This window comes from Pantoea sp. SGAir0430, from assembly GCF_043549295.1.
The window spans coordinates 26,302-40,977 of sequence record NZ_CP039427.1 but is presented as its reverse complement, the minus strand read 5'-3'; the positions used below and the strand labels follow the sequence as shown (position 1 = coordinate 40,977).

The following is a 14,676-nucleotide window of genomic DNA, read 5'->3' as shown; positions in this document are numbered from 1 at the left end:
GTTTCAAGTGAACCCATCACATTGCCTGGCCGTTTTGGCTTATGAGGAACACCCGCTAAATGAACAAACACTTTAACTGCATTGGGATCGTCGGCCATCCGCGCCATCCCACTGCGTTAACCACCCATGAAATGCTCTGGCGCTGGCTGACTGACAAAGGCTATGACGTAATCGTGGAACAGCAAATCGCCCGCGAGCTGAACCTGCAGGATGTGCGTACCGGCAGCCTGGCGGACATCGGCCAGTATGCCGATCTGGCGGTGGTGGTCGGCGGCGATGGCAATATGCTGGGCGCCGCGCGCGTGCTGGCTCGTTACGACATCAAGGTGATTGGCATCAACCGCGGCAATCTCGGCTTCCTCACGGACCTCGATCCGGATAACGCGCAGCAGCAGCTGGATGACGTGCTGCAGGGCGATTATTTTGTGGAAAGCCGCTTTTTGCTGGAAGCGCAGGTATGCAAAGAAGAGTGTTCGCCGCGCATCGGCAGCGCCATCAATGAAGTGGTGCTGCATCCGGGAAAAGTGGCGCACATGATTGAATTTGAAGTCTATATCGACGAAGTGTTCGCCTTTTCCCAGCGCTCGGACGGGCTGATTATCTCCACGCCAACCGGTTCAACCGCTTATTCGCTTTCGGCGGGCGGGCCGATTTTAACGCCGTCGCTCGATGCGATTGCGCTGGTGCCGATGTTCCCGCACACGCTGTCGGCGCGTCCGCTGGTGATCAACAGTAGCAGCACCATTCGCCTGCGTTTTTCCTCGCTGCGCAGCGACCTGGAGATCAGCTGTGACAGCCAGATCGCCCTGCCGATTCAGGAAGGGGAAGATGTGCTGATTCGCCGCAGCGCCAATCACCTCAATTTAATTCATCCCAAAAATTATAATTATTTTAATACTTTAAGCTCAAAACTCGGATGGTCAAAAAAATTATTCTGAAAAGGCCCGCCGGCTACTTTACTGGATAAAAAACCAGTTTATACTGTATGAAAAACCATATCTGTTTTTACATACAGGTGATTGTATGCTGGCACAACTGACCATCAGTAATTTTGCAATCGTTCGTGAACTGGAGATCGACTTTCATCGTGGTATGACAGCGATCACCGGCGAAACCGGCGCAGGGAAATCCATCGCGATTGATGCGCTGGGCCTGTGCCTTGGCGGCCGTGCTGAAGCAGACATGGTGCGTCAGGGGGCCAGCCGCGCGGATATCTGCGCGCGCTTCCAGCTGAAAGCGTCACCCTCTGCCCAGCGCTGGCTGGCGGAGAACCAGCTTGACGACGGCAACGAATGTTTGTTGCGCCGCGTGATCAGTGCCGATGGCCGCTCACGGGGCTTTATCAACGGCACCTCTGTTCCGCTATCGCAGTTGCGCGAACTCGGTCAGTTACTGATTCAAATCCACGGTCAGCATGCGCATCAGCTGCTCCTCAAAACCGATCACCAGAAACACCTGCTGGATGCCTACGCCGCGCACGACGATCGGCTGGCGGAGATGCGTCAGCACTATCAGCGCTGGCACCACAGCTGCCGCGCGCTGGCACAGCATCAGCAGCTGTCGCAGGAGCGTGAAGCCCGCCGCGAACTGCTGCAGTATCAGCTGAAAGAACTCAACGAGTTTGCGCCGCAGCCAGGCGAGTTTGAGCAAATTGATGAAGAGTACAAGCGCCTGGCGAACAGCGGTCAGCTGCTGTCTACCAGCCAGCAGGCGCTGCAAATTCTTGCCGATAGCGATGACACCAACCTGCAAAGCCTGCTCTACAGCGCGCGTAATATGCTGAGTGAGCTGGTCTCGCTGGACGATAAAGTCAGCGGCGTATTTAACCTGCTGGAAGAAGCCGCGATTCAGTTAAGTGAAGCCAGCGATGAGCTGCGCCACTACTGTGAACGGCTCGACCTCGATCCTAATCGCCTGTACGAGCTGGAGCAGCGTCTGTCGCGGCAGATTGCGCTGGCACGCAAGCACCATGTTTCACCGGAAGCGCTGCCGGTGCTGTATCAGCAGCTGCTGGATGAAGCGGAACAGCTGTCGCAGCAGGAGAGCGATCAGGAAAGCCTGCAGAGCGACGTCGTGGCTCATCATCAGGCCGCGCTGGCCTGTGCTGAAGCCCTGCATCAGCAACGCGTTGCCTCGGCGCAGGAGCTGAGCCAGTTGATTACGCAAAGCATGCGCACCCTCGCCATGCCGCACGGTGAATTTGCCATTATGCTGGAATTCAATGCCGATCAGCTGACGGCCGAAGGTGCCAGCCGTATTGATTTCCGTGTCACCACTAACCCGGGCCAGCCGCTGCAGCCGCTGGGTAAAGTGGCCTCAGGGGGTGAGCTGTCACGTATTGCGCTGGCGATTCAGGTGATCACCGCACAGAAAATGGAAACTCCGGCGATGATTTTCGATGAGGTTGACGTCGGTATCAGCGGTCCGACGGCCGCTGTCGTTGGCCAGATGCTGCGCCAGCTGGGCGAATCGACTCAGGTGATGTGCGTAACTCACCTGCCGCAGGTGGCGGGCTGTGGTCATCAGCACTTCTTCGTCAGCAAAGAGACCGATGGTGCGATGACTGAAACCCACATGCAGCAGCTGGATAAGCGTGCGCGTCTGCAGGAACTGGCACGCCTGCTTGGCGGCAGCGAAGTAACACGCAACACGCTGGCGAACGCAAAAGAACTTTTAGCAGCCTGACACCGCACTTTTTTGCGGCCTGGTGGTCATATGCTTGCTCTGTAGAGGTTTCCAATAGCTCAAAGGTTTATTATCATCGGCAGTCATATCGCCATAATAAAGCCTGCCGTATGCAGAGTTCAGAATTTGATGGCAACAAAACTGCCTGATGAAAGGCGTTTGGCCCCAGAAAAGGAATGTATAGATGCGCTGTAAAACGCTGACTGCCGCGGCAGTGGTAATGTTGATGATGACCGCCGGATGTTCCACCCTTGAGCGCGTTGTGTATCGTCCGGATATCAATCAGGGGAATTACCTGGTCGCCAACGACGTTTCGAAGATTCACACCGGCATGACGCAGCAGCAGGTTGCTTACACGCTCGGTACGCCGATGATGCACGACCCGTTTGGCAGCAACGTCTGGTATTACGTGTTCCGTCAGGAGCCAGGTCATGAGAGCGTGAAGCAGCAGACGCTGACGCTGACCTTCGACAGCAACGGTACGTTGACGAACATCGATAACAAACCGCGCCTCACCGGCACTGAAGACTGAGTGAGCCGCAACAAAAAAGGCGCCTGAGCGCCTTTTTTAATGCCTGTAATTTACTTTTTCGTTGCCGCGCGCTCTGCCCGCTGCCGGCGCATCTCTTTTGGATCGGCAATCAGCGGGCGATAAATCTCGACCCGATCGCCATCCTGCAGCGTATCGCCCAGCTTGACCGGACGGCTGAAAATGCCGACCTTGTTGCTGCTCAGGTCAATATCTTTGCGCAGCGTAAGCAGTCCGGATGCCTGAATCGCCTGCTCAACCGTGGCGCCCTCTTCAAGGCTAACCTCACGCAGATACTGTTTATCTGGTAGCGCGTACACTACTTCAACGCTGATATCAGCCACGGTAAACCTCTTTGGCGCGCTGGGTAAACGCCTGCACCATGCTGTTGGCCAGCTCTTTGAAGATGCGGCCAAACGCCATCTCGACCAGCATGTTGGTGAACTCAAAGTCGAGGCTGAGCTCAACCTTGCAGGCATCGTCGCCGAGCGAGATAAATTTCCAGCCGCCGGTCAGCTTGCGGAACGGCCCATCAACCAGCTGCATATGAATGCTCTGGTTATCGGTCAGGGTGTTCCGCGTGGTAAAGGTTTTACTGATGCCGGCTTTGGAGACATCCACCGCGGCGGTCATTTGGTTACCGCTGTTATCCAGCACGCGGCTGCCGGTACAGCCCGGAAGAAATTCAGGATAAGCATCCACATCATTCACGAGCCGGTACATCTGCTCAGCGCTATACGGGACCAGCGCTGAACGGCTAATCTGGGCCATAATGGTTCCTGTTGGTCACAAAACCGTTGAATTATACCATTTTAAGCTACTAAACAAAAATTCACGCCTTTGCCAGCTGTGCTAAAATAGTGTGTTTTTACCGCCCCGCAGGACAGGGGATGCGCCCACAGACTGAGTGATGTAGACTACGCCGCACTATGACAAAGAAAAAAGCTCACAAACCCGGTTCAGCCACTATTGCCCTCAACAAACGCGCTCGCCATGAATACTTCATTGAAGAAGAGTTCGAGGCCGGCATGGCGTTGCAAGGATGGGAAGTCAAATCACTGCGCGCCGGTAAAGCCAACATCAGCGACAGCTATATTTTGCTGCGCGATGGCGAAGCCTATCTGTTCGGTTCCACTTTTCAGCCGCTGGCAGTGGCATCAAGCCACGTGGTGTGCGACCCCACGCGCAACCGCAAGCTGCTGTTGAACCAGCGCGAACTGGATTCCCTGTACGGCCGCGTTAACCGCGAAGGTTACACCGTGGTCGCGCTGTCGCTGTACTGGAAAAACGCCTGGGCCAAACTAAAGATTGGTGTGGCACGCGGTAAGAAAGAACACGACAAGCGCGCGGACATTAAAGATCGCGAGTGGAAGATGGACAAAGCACGAATTATGAAGAATGCCAGCCGTTAACCACTGGAATCTTTTATAATTTTTTGCTAGAGTAAGAAGTCTTGGGGCTGATTCTGGATTCGACGGGATTCGCGAAACCCAAGGTGCATGCCGAGGTGCGGTAGGCCTCGCTAAAAAACCGCAAAAAAATAGTCGCAAACGACGAAAACTACGCTTTAGCAGCTTAATAACCTGCTTAGAGCCCTCTCTCCCTAGCCTCCGCTCTTAGGACGGGGATCAAGAGAGGTCAAACCTAAAAGAGATCGCGTGGATGCCCTGCCTGGGGTTGAAGCGTTAAAACTAATCAGGCTAGTTTGTTAGTGGCGTGTCTGTCCGCAGCTGGCAAGCGAATGTAAAGACCAGACTAAGCATGTAGTACCGAGGATGTAGGAATTTCGGACGCGGGTTCAACTCCCGCCAGCTCCACCAAACAAAACAAGAGGTTACGTGAAGACGTAGCCTCTTTTTTTTGTCCATGTCCAATTTGCGTCCACGCAGTTAAAGCCACAGCACCTGCTGACTCCCCCGTTCCGGATGTGGTGGTACTGAATTAATCTTTCCCGGACACGAGATAATTTGCGCTACCGTCTCAAGCGATTTGAAGGTGCAGCTGCAATTAATGTTCTGGCACTGGTTGTAACGCTCTTTGGTTTCTTTAGATACCTGATTGCTGCTGCGAGTGTGTGCTGCATGACCGCAAATTGGGCAGTTCATCATGATTCGTGCTCTCCTCAAGCAAAATTATTCACTATTGGTGAATTTATCACTTATTGCATATCCAAAGCATTTATTTTTACCTCAAGCTCAATACTTGTTGTGAATCCACTATCCGCGCTCAAGCTATGTGTAAGTGTTGTGATAATCCATTCAGCCGTATCGATCGCCTGCTTAAACCCGCTGACTTTCACCGGCATTTCTGTGTAGAGATCTGCACGCCCCCGCGCCAGCTGCAGCGAGAAAGACGCCACGCCACGCTGCAGCCGTTCCCATTGCATTTTGGCGGCGCGCTCTGCGTTGCTCCGGTTGGCATAGGTCCGGCTCAGCACCAGCACGTTTTCATCCGTTCCGATCAGATAATCCCCCTGCTTCGCTTCCGGCTCCTTTTTTCTGGCCGTGGCTTTGCGCCGGCGCTTCACCTTCGCTTCCGGCTTTTTTTCCGGCTCGCGGGTGTGCAGCCAGCTGGCGATCACGCCGGTGTAGGCGTCGCGGTCAGCCATGGTAAAGCGATGGCCATCACCGTCTTTGCGCTGAATGGTTATAACCGGCAGCGGTCTGCCGCTCGCGGTTTTGCCCTGCCCCTGCCGGATAAACAGCAGGTTTCCATTTTTCACGCACGCAACGGCGCCGCACTGCTTCGCAAGCCGCATCAGAAAGCTGGCGTCTGACTCGTTGGTCTGGTCGATGTGATCGATCGCCATTTTCGCCACGCCCTCACCCAGCGCGACCGTCAGCCGGTGCCGGGCGGCGATATCTTTCACCATCTCGCCCACGGTGGTTTTATGCCAGGATTTCTCCCTTTTGATGTTAAGCGTCTGCCGGAAATCGGCGCTGCGGGCGCGCAGCACCAGACGGTCAGGCGTGCCGGTGTGCTCGATTTCGTCCACGGTGTAGCTGCCTTTCGGAAAAAGCACTTCACCCTGCCAGCCCAGCGCCAGCTCCAGCAAAACGCCACGGCGCGGCAGCTGCAGCTGGCCGTCGGCGTCGTCCAGTTCGATGTCCAGCTGATCGGCCTCAAACCCACGGTTATCTGTCAGCGTCAGGCTCAGCAGCCGTTTTTCAAGCTTCTGTGTGATGTCGGCCCCCTCCAGCGTCAGCCGGAATGCAGGCGCGTTCCCCGCCCCGTTAATCCACTGACCGCCCGTCATGAAAACAGACCTCCCGCAGCGGTAGCCAGCCTGCCGGCAGTGGCGGAGGCTGCGCTCTGCATGGCGGTGAGCTGATCGCTCAGACTGCCGAACATGTCCGCCAGCGACTCGTCGGCCCGTTTCAGGGTGAGCGTGAACTCAATGCGCCGGCATTCGCCGTTGCTGAAAAACTCAGCTTTGGTCTGGCTCAGGCTCTCGATCACGTACATGCCGTAAATTGTGCCGCTGCCCTCAATCAGCGGCCATGCGCGACCCAGTTCTGCGATTTGCTCCAGCGCGTATAACGTCAGCCTGCCGCCGGTAATCTCCGGCAGCAGCACACCGGAAAGCGTCAGCATGTCGTTATCCGGCCCGAGGAACTGCAGCGAGGGGCGCACGCCCACCCGGCTGTTTGCCGGAAATCGCCAGCTGCGCTGCAGCTGCAGCTCCTGATAAGGGACCGTTTTCAGCATGAAAACGAACATCCCCAGCGTCATCATCATTCGTCAAATCCTCCCCTGTCGCGGTAGCTGCTGCGGGCGCGGGCCTGCACCTGCCGCTCTTTTGCCTCAAGTCTGCGCATCACTTCATCGACCAGATCCTGCTGGCTTTGCCCTGGCTGCTGCACGATGGTGATCGGCGCGTGAATACTGACAGCAGGGACGGCGCCAGCCGCTGATTTTGTACGGGCCACGTCCTGCCGGTACGCCTGCGCGGGCAGGCTCAGCGGGTGCAGCGGTTTCGCCTCGCCAGTAGCCGCCGCGCCGCCGAGCGCCAGCGCCGCCAGCGCGGCCAGCTGCGCAGTACTCCTGCGGCTGGTGACGTTCGCCGGCCCGCTGACAAGCTCCGGCCCATTCTCGCCGGCCACGCCAAACTGCCCGGACGGGATAAACCCGCCGCTGTCGTACATGCCGGCAAATGCAGGAAACCCGCCCGGCGGCAGCGCTACCCCGCTGCCCGTTTTTACATGCGGTGCACGCAGCTTATCTCCGTCAGGCTTCAGAAAATCCGGCAGGTAATCGGTGAGGGATGAAAGCTTGCTTTTCAGCGCGTCCCATTTCTGGCTGACGCCTGCCAGCAGCCCGTCAATCATCTGCGCGCCGGCTTCCTGAAACCGTGCCGGCAGCGCCTGCACGTCTGCCACAATTTCGTTCCATTTGGTGCTGATGTAGCTGCGGATCGCGGTCCAGACGCTACCCACCTTCGTGCTGATGGCGTCCCACATCGCGGAAAGTTTTGGCCCGAGCGTCTCCCAGTTCTTCCAGATAAGCAGCGCCCCGGCGGCAATCAGGCCAATCGCCACCAGAATCGGGTTCGCCATCATCAGCCGCCCCAGCCACAGCACCGCGTTGCCGGCTATGCCAATCCCGCTTTTGAACAACCCGAACGCGCTGAACGCCTTAAATCCCAGCCACTGCACCGCTTTGCCAGCAATCCCAATCCCGCTTTTCAGCAGCCCAAACGCGGTGATCCCATTCAGCCCCAGCACGCTGCAGCTCAGCCGCAGCAGCGCCAGCGGACCGAGGATTGCCGCTGCCGCCAGTGAGAGCGCGCCGAGAGCTGTCGCGCCAATGGCAAACGCGGCGCCCATTTTGAACAGCGCCGCCGTCAGCTGCGGGTGCTGCTTAACGAACTCACCGAGTCCGGATGCCACTTCGCCGAGCCAGTCGGCCAGCAGCTTCAGCGCGGGGGCCACCGTTTCACCGATGGCGGCCATTGCGTTAGTAAACGAACCGGTTGCCGCCTCCCATTTATTGCCCAGAGTGCTCAGCGAGGCGTCAACGCGCTCACGCAGTGAGGCCTGCGTTTCCAGCTTCTGCGCCGCGTCCCGGTAGCCCGCGATGCCTTTGCTGATCATGATCTGGACGACCTGCGACACCTCCGCGTCATCCCCGAACAGGCTCTTGATCGTGGAAAGTCTTTGCTCGGTGTTCAGCTGGCTGATTTGCGCCAACTGCTTATACATTTTCTCAAACCCGCCGAACTCGCCTTTGCCGTCGGTGAAGTTGAATTTCACCCCGGTGCCTTTCAGGTCATCATTCACGCCCTGAATGTTTTCGCTGTCCATCATGCCCTGAAACACCTTGCGATAGGCGTTGCCCGCCGACTCGCCGGCCATGCTTGACTGGTCAGCCATCACCAGTAGCGGCGCAAACGCTTTTGCTGCATCAATGCCCTGCATCTTGATGATGTTCATTGCGCTGCTGATTTTGGCGTAACCCTGCAGCATGTTGCCGGGGTCAACGCCGGCGTAAAATCCCTTCTGAATGATGTCCGTCAGACGCATCATGTCTTTTTCGCTGGTCTGCGTGGCGTCCTGCAGCTTCGCGGCAAACTCCGCCGCGTCTGTCGGTGCCATCTTCAGCTGCACACCGAGATAGGCCGTTGCCTCACCCAGCCCGCCGAGGATCGCCTGCGCGCTCATGCCCTGTCGGCGGAGCATGGTCATCATGTTCTGAAAGTCTGCTGTGGTGCCGGGCAGCTTATCGCCCAGGCTTACGGCCAGGCGGTTGATTTTCTCAAACTCGGCCGAGACCTTCGCGCCCGGCCCCATAAGCGAGGCAGCAAGCTGCGTTGCTGCGTCTTCGGACTCTACGAAGGCACGAACCGGGGCCATCATGGTGACGCCGGTTGCTACACCCGAAGCCACCATGCCCGCGCCGTTACCGGCAAGGCTGTTACGTAAATTGATCGTTTTATCATGGGTCGCCCGGATGGCGGCCAGCTTCTGCTGGTATTCGCTTTGCCTTCGCAACTCCGCCTGCTGGCGCTCGCCCAGCCTGCGCAGCTCCGCCTGCTGCCGCTCAATCGCCCCCGTTGCCGCCTGCGCGTCAGTTTTGAGCCGCCGCTGCGCGGCGCTGAGCTGCTTTGTATCAATACCGGTGGCGTTCAGTGCGGCGCGCTGGCGCTGCACCGACAGCCGCAGGCCGTTATAGGTCTGCTGCAGCTGGCTGGCGCGGTTCTTAGCCTGCTCAAGCAGGCGCGCCTGCGCGGCGGTGGGCCGGTTAGTTTCGGTGAACTGCACGCCAAGCCGCGCCGCTTCCTCACGGGCGGCTTTGAGATTGTTAGCGGTTACGACCAGCTGAGAGCGCGTCTTGCGGAAACCGTCAATCCGGCCCGCCTGATCATTTAGGGATTTCAGGCCGTCTTTGCTGGCCTTCAGCGCGGCGGCCAGCTCTTTTGAGCCGTCGCTTGCACTTTGAATAGGGCGCGTGATTTTATCGACCGCGCTTAATACCACCTGCAGGCGCAGGTTTGTGTTACTCATCGTCGCCGGCTCCGCTTCGCTGAATTGCTTTGTGCCGCCACTCCAGCACGTCCGTCAGCGACTCCGCGTACATGACCGGCGGCGGCCAGTGAAAAACGGTAGCGATGTCCGCTACCAGATCTTCTACCGTCAGGCCGTCGGGAAAGCTGACAGCGCCGACTTCGGCAACAAAAAAGTGACCACCTCGACGGAGAGCGACAGCAGGTCGGCCGGGTCCATTTCGCTGATTTCCTGCGCGGTAAGCGCGGGCGTGGTGACGCGCGGCAATACAACCATCATTGCGTTGACGTCCATATCCATCAGCGCCTGCAGGCGGGTGCCGCGCAGCGCACCGGACTGCGGCTTGCGGACGGTGATGTGGGTGATTTCGGTTTTGCCGCGCAGCAGCGGGGTATCCAGCTCGATGGCTTTTTCAGTGGTTTTATCAGTCATGATGCGATTCCGTTAATAAGGGATGAAGCGGCAGGTCGGTGCCTGCCGGGTTGATTACAGGCCGAGAGCGTTCCGGTGCGCTTCCATCAGGTCTTTGCCGTCCACGATGTGGATCATGTTCACAATATCAATCTCGTAAACCACCTCACCGTTAATGGTCAGCTTGGCGTAGCTGTTGGTCGCGGACACCTTGGTGGTGCTGGATTCGCCGGACTTCCATTCGCCGGAGTCCAGCTCCTTGTAGCGGCCACGTGTGACCAGTTCGACCGCCTGCACCTCACCGGTGTCGTCGCGCTGAATGGAGCCGGTAAAGCGCAGCTGAATCCCGTCCACCGTTTCGGTGCCGAGCTGCTTGAACAGCAGCGACTCGGTGCCGCCGATGGTGAATTCGGTATCCAGCGCGCCATCGTCCAGCCCCATGTCGATGTCCACCGCACCGGCCATACCGCCGCCGCGATATTTTTCAAACTTGCGCGTGACCTTAGGCAGCGTCAGGGACTCAACCAGCCCCTGCCAGTTGTTGCCTGCGTTGAACAGGTTCAGGTGCTTGAGCTTGCGGGGTAATGCCATGTTTCCGTCTCCTTATGCGCTGACGCGGCTGGCAAAGTTGACCAGATACTGGTCGGTGATACGCTGACGCAGCAGCAGGTTTTCCAGCGGTGGAACCGGCGTGTAGTCATAATCGATCAGCAGCTTGCCCGCCTTGAGCGTGTCTTTATCGTTGACGCTCTCATCCAGCCAGCAGTCCGCACCGATGAGATAGCCCTGATTGACCAGGCTGCGCAGCTTCGCGCGGATGCTCTCAATAATGTCGCGGGCCAGCGACGGGTTAAGCGGACCGTCAACGGACCACATCTGCGCCTCAGCCATGGTGTCCATCAGCACCTGTGCGGTGCGGGTGTAGCACTCAAACGCAAACAGCGGATCGTCACTGAGGCAGCGGGAACCCCAGAAGCGGTAGCCGTCTTTGCGGATAAGCGTGGTCACGTCGTTCTGGTTCAGCAGGCCCGCGTCGGTTGCCGGATCCTGTAAATCCCAGAATACGTCTTTTGAAATACCGGTCACGCCGTTCACGCCGACGTTAGAGAGCGACTTATGCCAGCCGGTCTGCTCGTCGATTTTGGCGCGCAGGCCGAGCGCGCGGGCGGTTGCGTAGGCCGTGGCGTCCTGCTTCAGCACGGTGTCAAAGCTGATGAAGTCAGGCCAGATCAGCATCCCTTCGCGCTGGCTGAAGTTGGCGCGGTAAGCGATCGCCTCCTCCACGCTTTTGCAGCCGTAGGCGGACAGGTACGCAAACCCGCGCAGGCTCTGCGCCACGCTCAGCAGCTCGGTTGCAACGGCCTGCGTATCGTGCCCCGGCGCGCCGAGGATGCGCGGCTTTACGCCGCACACCGACTGCGCGGCCAGCAACGCTTTCATACCGGTGCGCTGGCCGTCGGTGACGCCGCCGATGATGTTCGATGAAGTTTCCGCTTCAGTCTCGCCCTGCGGCACGCGCACCACCACGGTGACGGGCTTGGACTGGTCGGCGATGGCGTCAAGCGAACGGGCCAGGGTACCGGATTCGCCCGCCTTACCGCTGGCGGTGAGTACGTCGGTCAGCAGCACCGGACGGTTAAGCGGGAACGTTGCCGGGTCGGCGTCGTCGCCGGTGCAGACCAGCCCGACGATCGCGGTGCTGACGGTGGTAATGGTTCGGGTGCCCTCGTTGATTTCCTCAACGCGCACGCCGTGATGATAATCCTGTGCCATGTGGCGGTTCTCCTGTTAAGGGGTTCCGCTATGGTCGTGCCTCATTGCAGATGGCGCATCTGAGTAGTGTTGTGTGAGGGCTCACACAATTATCCGCGGCTCCGGAGCATATTTCGTACCCGCTGGTACAAATTAAGAATGAACCGAATTGAGAATCATTGCGCCTGAATCCGATTGATAACCCTCTTCGATACTTTAACTATGAGGGACATGTTAAACGGGAGAAGAACGATGAAACTGGCCCCGAAACATTACCGCCTGTTGTCCCTACTGCAGGAAAGAGGCTCGGTTCCCGAGCGTATCAGGCCTGTTATACGGGAAGAACTGGTGGCAATGGGCCTCGCTGAATATTTTCACTGTGAGGAGTGGCTCAGGGAAAAGGAACGCTATAGGCTGACGAAACAGGGCCGGGAATTACTTGAGAAACACGATAAAGGGATTGAGCAGGAAAAGCAGCGTGCCGCCGGTGAGTCACGGCCATTTCGTCCTGGAAGGCCGCGAAAGGACAGCAACCGCTTCCCTTGACGCTTCCAGTCTACAAACTAGCCTTGATAGGGCATTCTAATAAGATCGACGTTTTCGTTACCCCATTTTATCCGCGCGCTGGCGCGGTTTTTTTTGCCCAGTAAATCAGTTCGACAGTGTTTAGTTTTGTCATATCAACTCGCCCGCAAATCATGCAATGGGGTATTTGTCAGCGAGACATCTCACCTGCCGTAACCCGATATCCCGCGTAGTGTACCCTCTCAAAACATTGCATCATCTTGACGATGCCGTTAAACCGGTTATATTTACCTATCTGAATAAGAAATTGTGTTTTCATTTTAGTTTGCTGCCGCGCCCTCCAGCGCGGTTTTTTTTGCCCCTGGAATAATCACATTGCTGACAGTTAAGTTCTTTATCTTCGCGATTCAAACAAATCATTATCCATTTGTGCAGTAATGGTATTCTCTCACAGCGATTTATCCTGTCGCGAATTTCACTTCTTTATTTTTCCGCCCGACATACCTGGTCAGGTTGCGGCATTTTTTTATCTGTAATGCTTTCGCCCTTAAGCTCTCTTTGTCTTGCCGCCGGGATATACCGGTATAGTGTTTTGACTGACACTTCCAGCACCAGTGAAACCTGCAGCATTGTTGCCCCCTGAACCAGCATCCGCTCAGCCCTGGCTGTCACGTCCGCTGTCATCACCCGCCGGCGGCCCCCAACGCGCCCTTTTTCCCGCGCAGCTGCCAGCCCAGCGCGGGTTCGCTCTACGATCAGCTCGCGTTCCATTTCCGCAAGCGCCCCCATCACGTGAAAGAAAAAGCGCCCCATCGGCGTGCTGGTATCAATGCTGTCGGTCAGGCTGCGGAAATTAACGCCGCGTTCACGCAGTTCTTCCGTCAGCATTACCAGATGACGCATGCTGCGCCCGAGCCTGTCCAGCTTCCAGACAACCAGCGTGTCCCCGGCCTGCAGGCAACGCAGCGCCTTTTTCAGTCCGGGGCGATCACGGGTTTTTCCGCTGATCCTGTCCTCGAAAATCAGCTCACAATCTGCGCTTTGAAGCGCAATCCGCTGTAAATCCGTGTTCTGGTCATTTGTTGACACCCTGATGTAGCCAATCAGCACGCTGCAATCTCCGCAAATGGTCGTGAGTGTGCCAGTCCGGGCCATCACGGGGCCAGGCCATTAATTCGCTTAAACCTCGGTTTAGGCGAAGGCGCGCCGGTTATCGGATCGCCGTTCCCGTGGCCGCACGCCAAAATGCCCAATGAGCTTTTTCCCTCAATGGCCGGCATGGTCTTTCTGAAAAGTAACGGGGCCAGTTTCAGCGACACGCTTTACCCGAAACTGGCGCTGGCTTATCCGGGGCTGAAGCTAGCCGATCTGCGTGGTGAATTTATTCGCGGATGGGATGATGCACGCGGTGTCGATACTGGTCGTGCCATTCTCTCTGCCCAGGGCGATGCCATACGTAATATTACTGGCCAGGTAATGGGCTCGAATTATTACGCTTATCGTGGTTCATCATCAGGTGTTTTCTTCGATGTGGCACTGGCTGCGGGAACAGTACTGACACCGCAGAGTGGAAGCCAGAACGGTATGACTTCTGCTATGGATGTATCCAGACAGGTTCCAACTGCCGCTGAAAATCGCCCACGAAATGTGGCATTTAATTACATCGTGAGGGCTGCATAATGGCTAAGGTCACGCTTGATAATAATGGACTGGCAAAAACGGCCGGCACATTGACGATCTATAATTTCGACGCGGTGAGCGGCGAGTTTACCAGTTCCAGTGATGAGTTTCTGGCGCAGGGTGTGGGCCTGCCCGCTAGCGCCTGCATCATCGCGCCGCCTGCTACTGAGGCCGGGTTTGTGCCTGTTAATCATAATGGCAACTGGCAGGTTGTTGCCGACCATCGCGGCGAAACGGTTTACTCCATCACTGACAGGACGGCAATCCTGATTGATGCGTTAGGTGACTATCCGGCTGGAATCACCCTGCTGGAACCGGCAACAGCCTGGGATAAATGGGATGGCGAAAAATGGGTAACAGACCTTGCGGCAGAGAAAGCGGCTGTTATCAGGGAGGCAGGAGAACGGCAGGCCGCGTTGATTTCTGAGGCGAATACCATCACGCAGGCATGGCAAACACAGCTGCGTCTGGAGATGATCACCGATACGGATAAAGTGTCACTCGTTGCATGGATGAAATACATACAGGACGTGCAGGCAGTGAATGTTGAGGAAGCGCCGGCCATCACATGGCCGCCTAAACCCCAGTAAC

18 protein-coding genes and 1 other RNA gene are annotated in these 14,676 nt (G+C 57.2%); 8 read left to right on the top strand and 11 right to left on the bottom strand.

The genetic code is table 11. From position 1 onward, the window contains the following. Nucleotides 1–59: 59 nt before the first annotated feature. The 3 genes from nadK (at nucleotide 60) to bamE (ending at nucleotide 3,217) form a co-directional block, all read left to right on the top strand. Nucleotides 60–938: an NAD(+) kinase gene (gene nadK / locus E7738_RS00300; RefSeq protein WP_058758272.1), complete on the top strand. Its 879-nt coding sequence runs from the start codon at nucleotides 60–62 to the stop codon at nucleotides 936–938. Between the two features lie 85 nt (nucleotides 939–1,023). Continuing rightward, on the top strand, nucleotides 1,024–2,685 hold the full coding sequence (recN, locus tag E7738_RS00295) for a DNA repair protein RecN (RefSeq protein WP_394515983.1): 1,662 nt from the start codon (nucleotides 1,024–1,026) through the stop codon (nucleotides 2,683–2,685). 184 nt (nucleotides 2,686–2,869) lie between these two features. After that, on the top strand, nucleotides 2,870–3,217 hold the full coding sequence (gene bamE / locus E7738_RS00290) for an outer membrane protein assembly factor BamE (RefSeq protein WP_021506509.1): 348 nt from the start codon (nucleotides 2,870–2,872) through the stop codon (nucleotides 3,215–3,217). Nucleotides 3,218–3,267: 50 nt separating this feature from the next. Here bamE and E7738_RS00285 read toward each other — a convergent pair whose 3' ends face one another. Then, complete coding sequence (locus E7738_RS00285; protein ID WP_159378631.1) at nucleotides 3,268–3,558, bottom strand: RnfH family protein; 291 nt, start codon at nucleotides 3,556–3,558, stop codon at nucleotides 3,268–3,270. Continuing rightward, nucleotides 3,551–3,985: a type II toxin-antitoxin system RatA family toxin gene (locus E7738_RS00280; RefSeq protein ID WP_021506507.1), complete on the bottom strand. Its 435-nt coding sequence runs from the start codon at nucleotides 3,983–3,985 to the stop codon at nucleotides 3,551–3,553. The genes E7738_RS00285 and E7738_RS00280 overlap by 8 nt, the downstream gene beginning before the upstream one ends. Before the next feature lie 158 nt (nucleotides 3,986–4,143). On the opposite strand from E7738_RS00280, the gene smpB reads away from it, so the two are divergent. Both smpB and ssrA read left to right on the top strand, forming a co-directional pair. Beyond that, nucleotides 4,144–4,626, top strand: coding sequence for an SsrA-binding protein SmpB (gene smpB / locus E7738_RS00275; protein ID WP_021506506.1), 483 nt, complete (start codon nucleotides 4,144–4,146; stop codon nucleotides 4,624–4,626). 43 nt (nucleotides 4,627–4,669) lie between these two features. Continuing rightward, nucleotides 4,670–5,034, top strand: a transfer-messenger RNA (tmRNA) gene (ssrA, locus tag E7738_RS00270). 69 nt (nucleotides 5,035–5,103) lie between these two features. Here ssrA and E7738_RS00265 read toward each other — a convergent pair. Genes E7738_RS00265 through E7738_RS00230 form a run of 8 tightly spaced genes read right to left on the bottom strand, consistent with a single transcriptional unit; the run spans nucleotide 5,104 to nucleotide 11,901 of the window. Then, nucleotides 5,104–5,322 (bottom strand): ogr/Delta-like zinc finger family protein, encoded by a 219-nt coding sequence (locus E7738_RS00265; RefSeq protein ID WP_394515982.1) that lies wholly within the window; start codon nucleotides 5,320–5,322, stop codon nucleotides 5,104–5,106. Between the two features lie 50 nt (nucleotides 5,323–5,372). Beyond that, complete coding sequence (locus E7738_RS00260; protein ID WP_394515981.1) at nucleotides 5,373–6,470, bottom strand: phage late control D family protein; 1,098 nt, start codon at nucleotides 6,468–6,470, stop codon at nucleotides 5,373–5,375. Continuing rightward, nucleotides 6,467–6,952 carry a phage tail protein gene (locus tag E7738_RS00255; protein WP_394515980.1) on the bottom strand — a complete coding sequence of 162 codons (486 nt, stop codon included), beginning with the start codon at nucleotides 6,950–6,952 and terminating at the stop codon, nucleotides 6,467–6,469. Before E7738_RS00255 ends, E7738_RS00260 begins: the two co-directional genes overlap by 4 nt. Then, nucleotides 6,949–9,717: a phage tail tape measure protein gene (locus E7738_RS00250; RefSeq protein ID WP_394515979.1), complete on the bottom strand. Its 2,769-nt coding sequence runs from the start codon at nucleotides 9,715–9,717 to the stop codon at nucleotides 6,949–6,951. Before E7738_RS00250 ends, E7738_RS00255 begins: the two co-directional genes overlap by 4 nt. Next, nucleotides 9,710–9,850 carry a GpE family phage tail protein gene (locus tag E7738_RS00245; RefSeq protein WP_071778615.1) on the bottom strand — a complete coding sequence of 47 codons (141 nt, stop codon included), beginning with the start codon at nucleotides 9,848–9,850 and terminating at the stop codon, nucleotides 9,710–9,712. The genes E7738_RS00250 and E7738_RS00245 overlap by 8 nt, the downstream gene beginning before the upstream one ends. Next, nucleotides 9,847–10,149: a phage tail assembly protein gene (locus E7738_RS00240; protein ID WP_058770874.1), complete on the bottom strand. Its 303-nt coding sequence runs from the start codon at nucleotides 10,147–10,149 to the stop codon at nucleotides 9,847–9,849. The genes E7738_RS00245 and E7738_RS00240 overlap by 4 nt, the downstream gene beginning before the upstream one ends. Nucleotides 10,150–10,203: 54 nt before the next feature. Then, nucleotides 10,204–10,719: a phage major tail tube protein gene (locus tag E7738_RS00235; RefSeq protein WP_394515978.1), complete on the bottom strand. Its 516-nt coding sequence runs from the start codon at nucleotides 10,717–10,719 to the stop codon at nucleotides 10,204–10,206. Nucleotides 10,720–10,731: 12 nt separating this feature from the next. Continuing rightward, nucleotides 10,732–11,901: a phage tail sheath protein gene (locus tag E7738_RS00230; protein ID WP_394515977.1), complete on the bottom strand. Its 1,170-nt coding sequence runs from the start codon at nucleotides 11,899–11,901 to the stop codon at nucleotides 10,732–10,734. Between the two features lie 231 nt (nucleotides 11,902–12,132). Between E7738_RS00230 and E7738_RS00225 the strand changes: the two genes are divergently transcribed. Then, nucleotides 12,133–12,426: a hypothetical protein gene (locus E7738_RS00225; RefSeq protein ID WP_394515976.1), complete on the top strand. Its 294-nt coding sequence runs from the start codon at nucleotides 12,133–12,135 to the stop codon at nucleotides 12,424–12,426. 462 nt (nucleotides 12,427–12,888) lie between these two features. Here the strand turns inward: E7738_RS00225 and E7738_RS00220 are convergent, their stop codons facing one another. Then, nucleotides 12,889–13,515: a recombinase family protein gene (locus E7738_RS00220; RefSeq protein ID WP_058758131.1), complete on the bottom strand. Its 627-nt coding sequence runs from the start codon at nucleotides 13,513–13,515 to the stop codon at nucleotides 12,889–12,891. A gap of 135 nt (nucleotides 13,516–13,650) precedes the next feature. On the opposite strand from E7738_RS00220, the gene E7738_RS00215 reads away from it, so the two are divergent. Both E7738_RS00215 and E7738_RS00210 read left to right on the top strand, forming a co-directional pair. After that, a complete protein-coding gene (locus tag E7738_RS00215; RefSeq protein WP_394515975.1) occupies nucleotides 13,651–14,085 on the top strand; it encodes a phage tail protein in 435 nt (144 codons plus the stop codon). Beyond that, nucleotides 14,085–14,675, top strand: a complete 591-nt coding sequence (locus E7738_RS00210) for a tail fiber assembly protein (protein WP_394515974.1) — start codon at nucleotides 14,085–14,087, stop codon at nucleotides 14,673–14,675. Before E7738_RS00215 ends, E7738_RS00210 begins: the two co-directional genes overlap by 1 nt. Nucleotide 14,676: the final 1 nt, after the last annotated feature.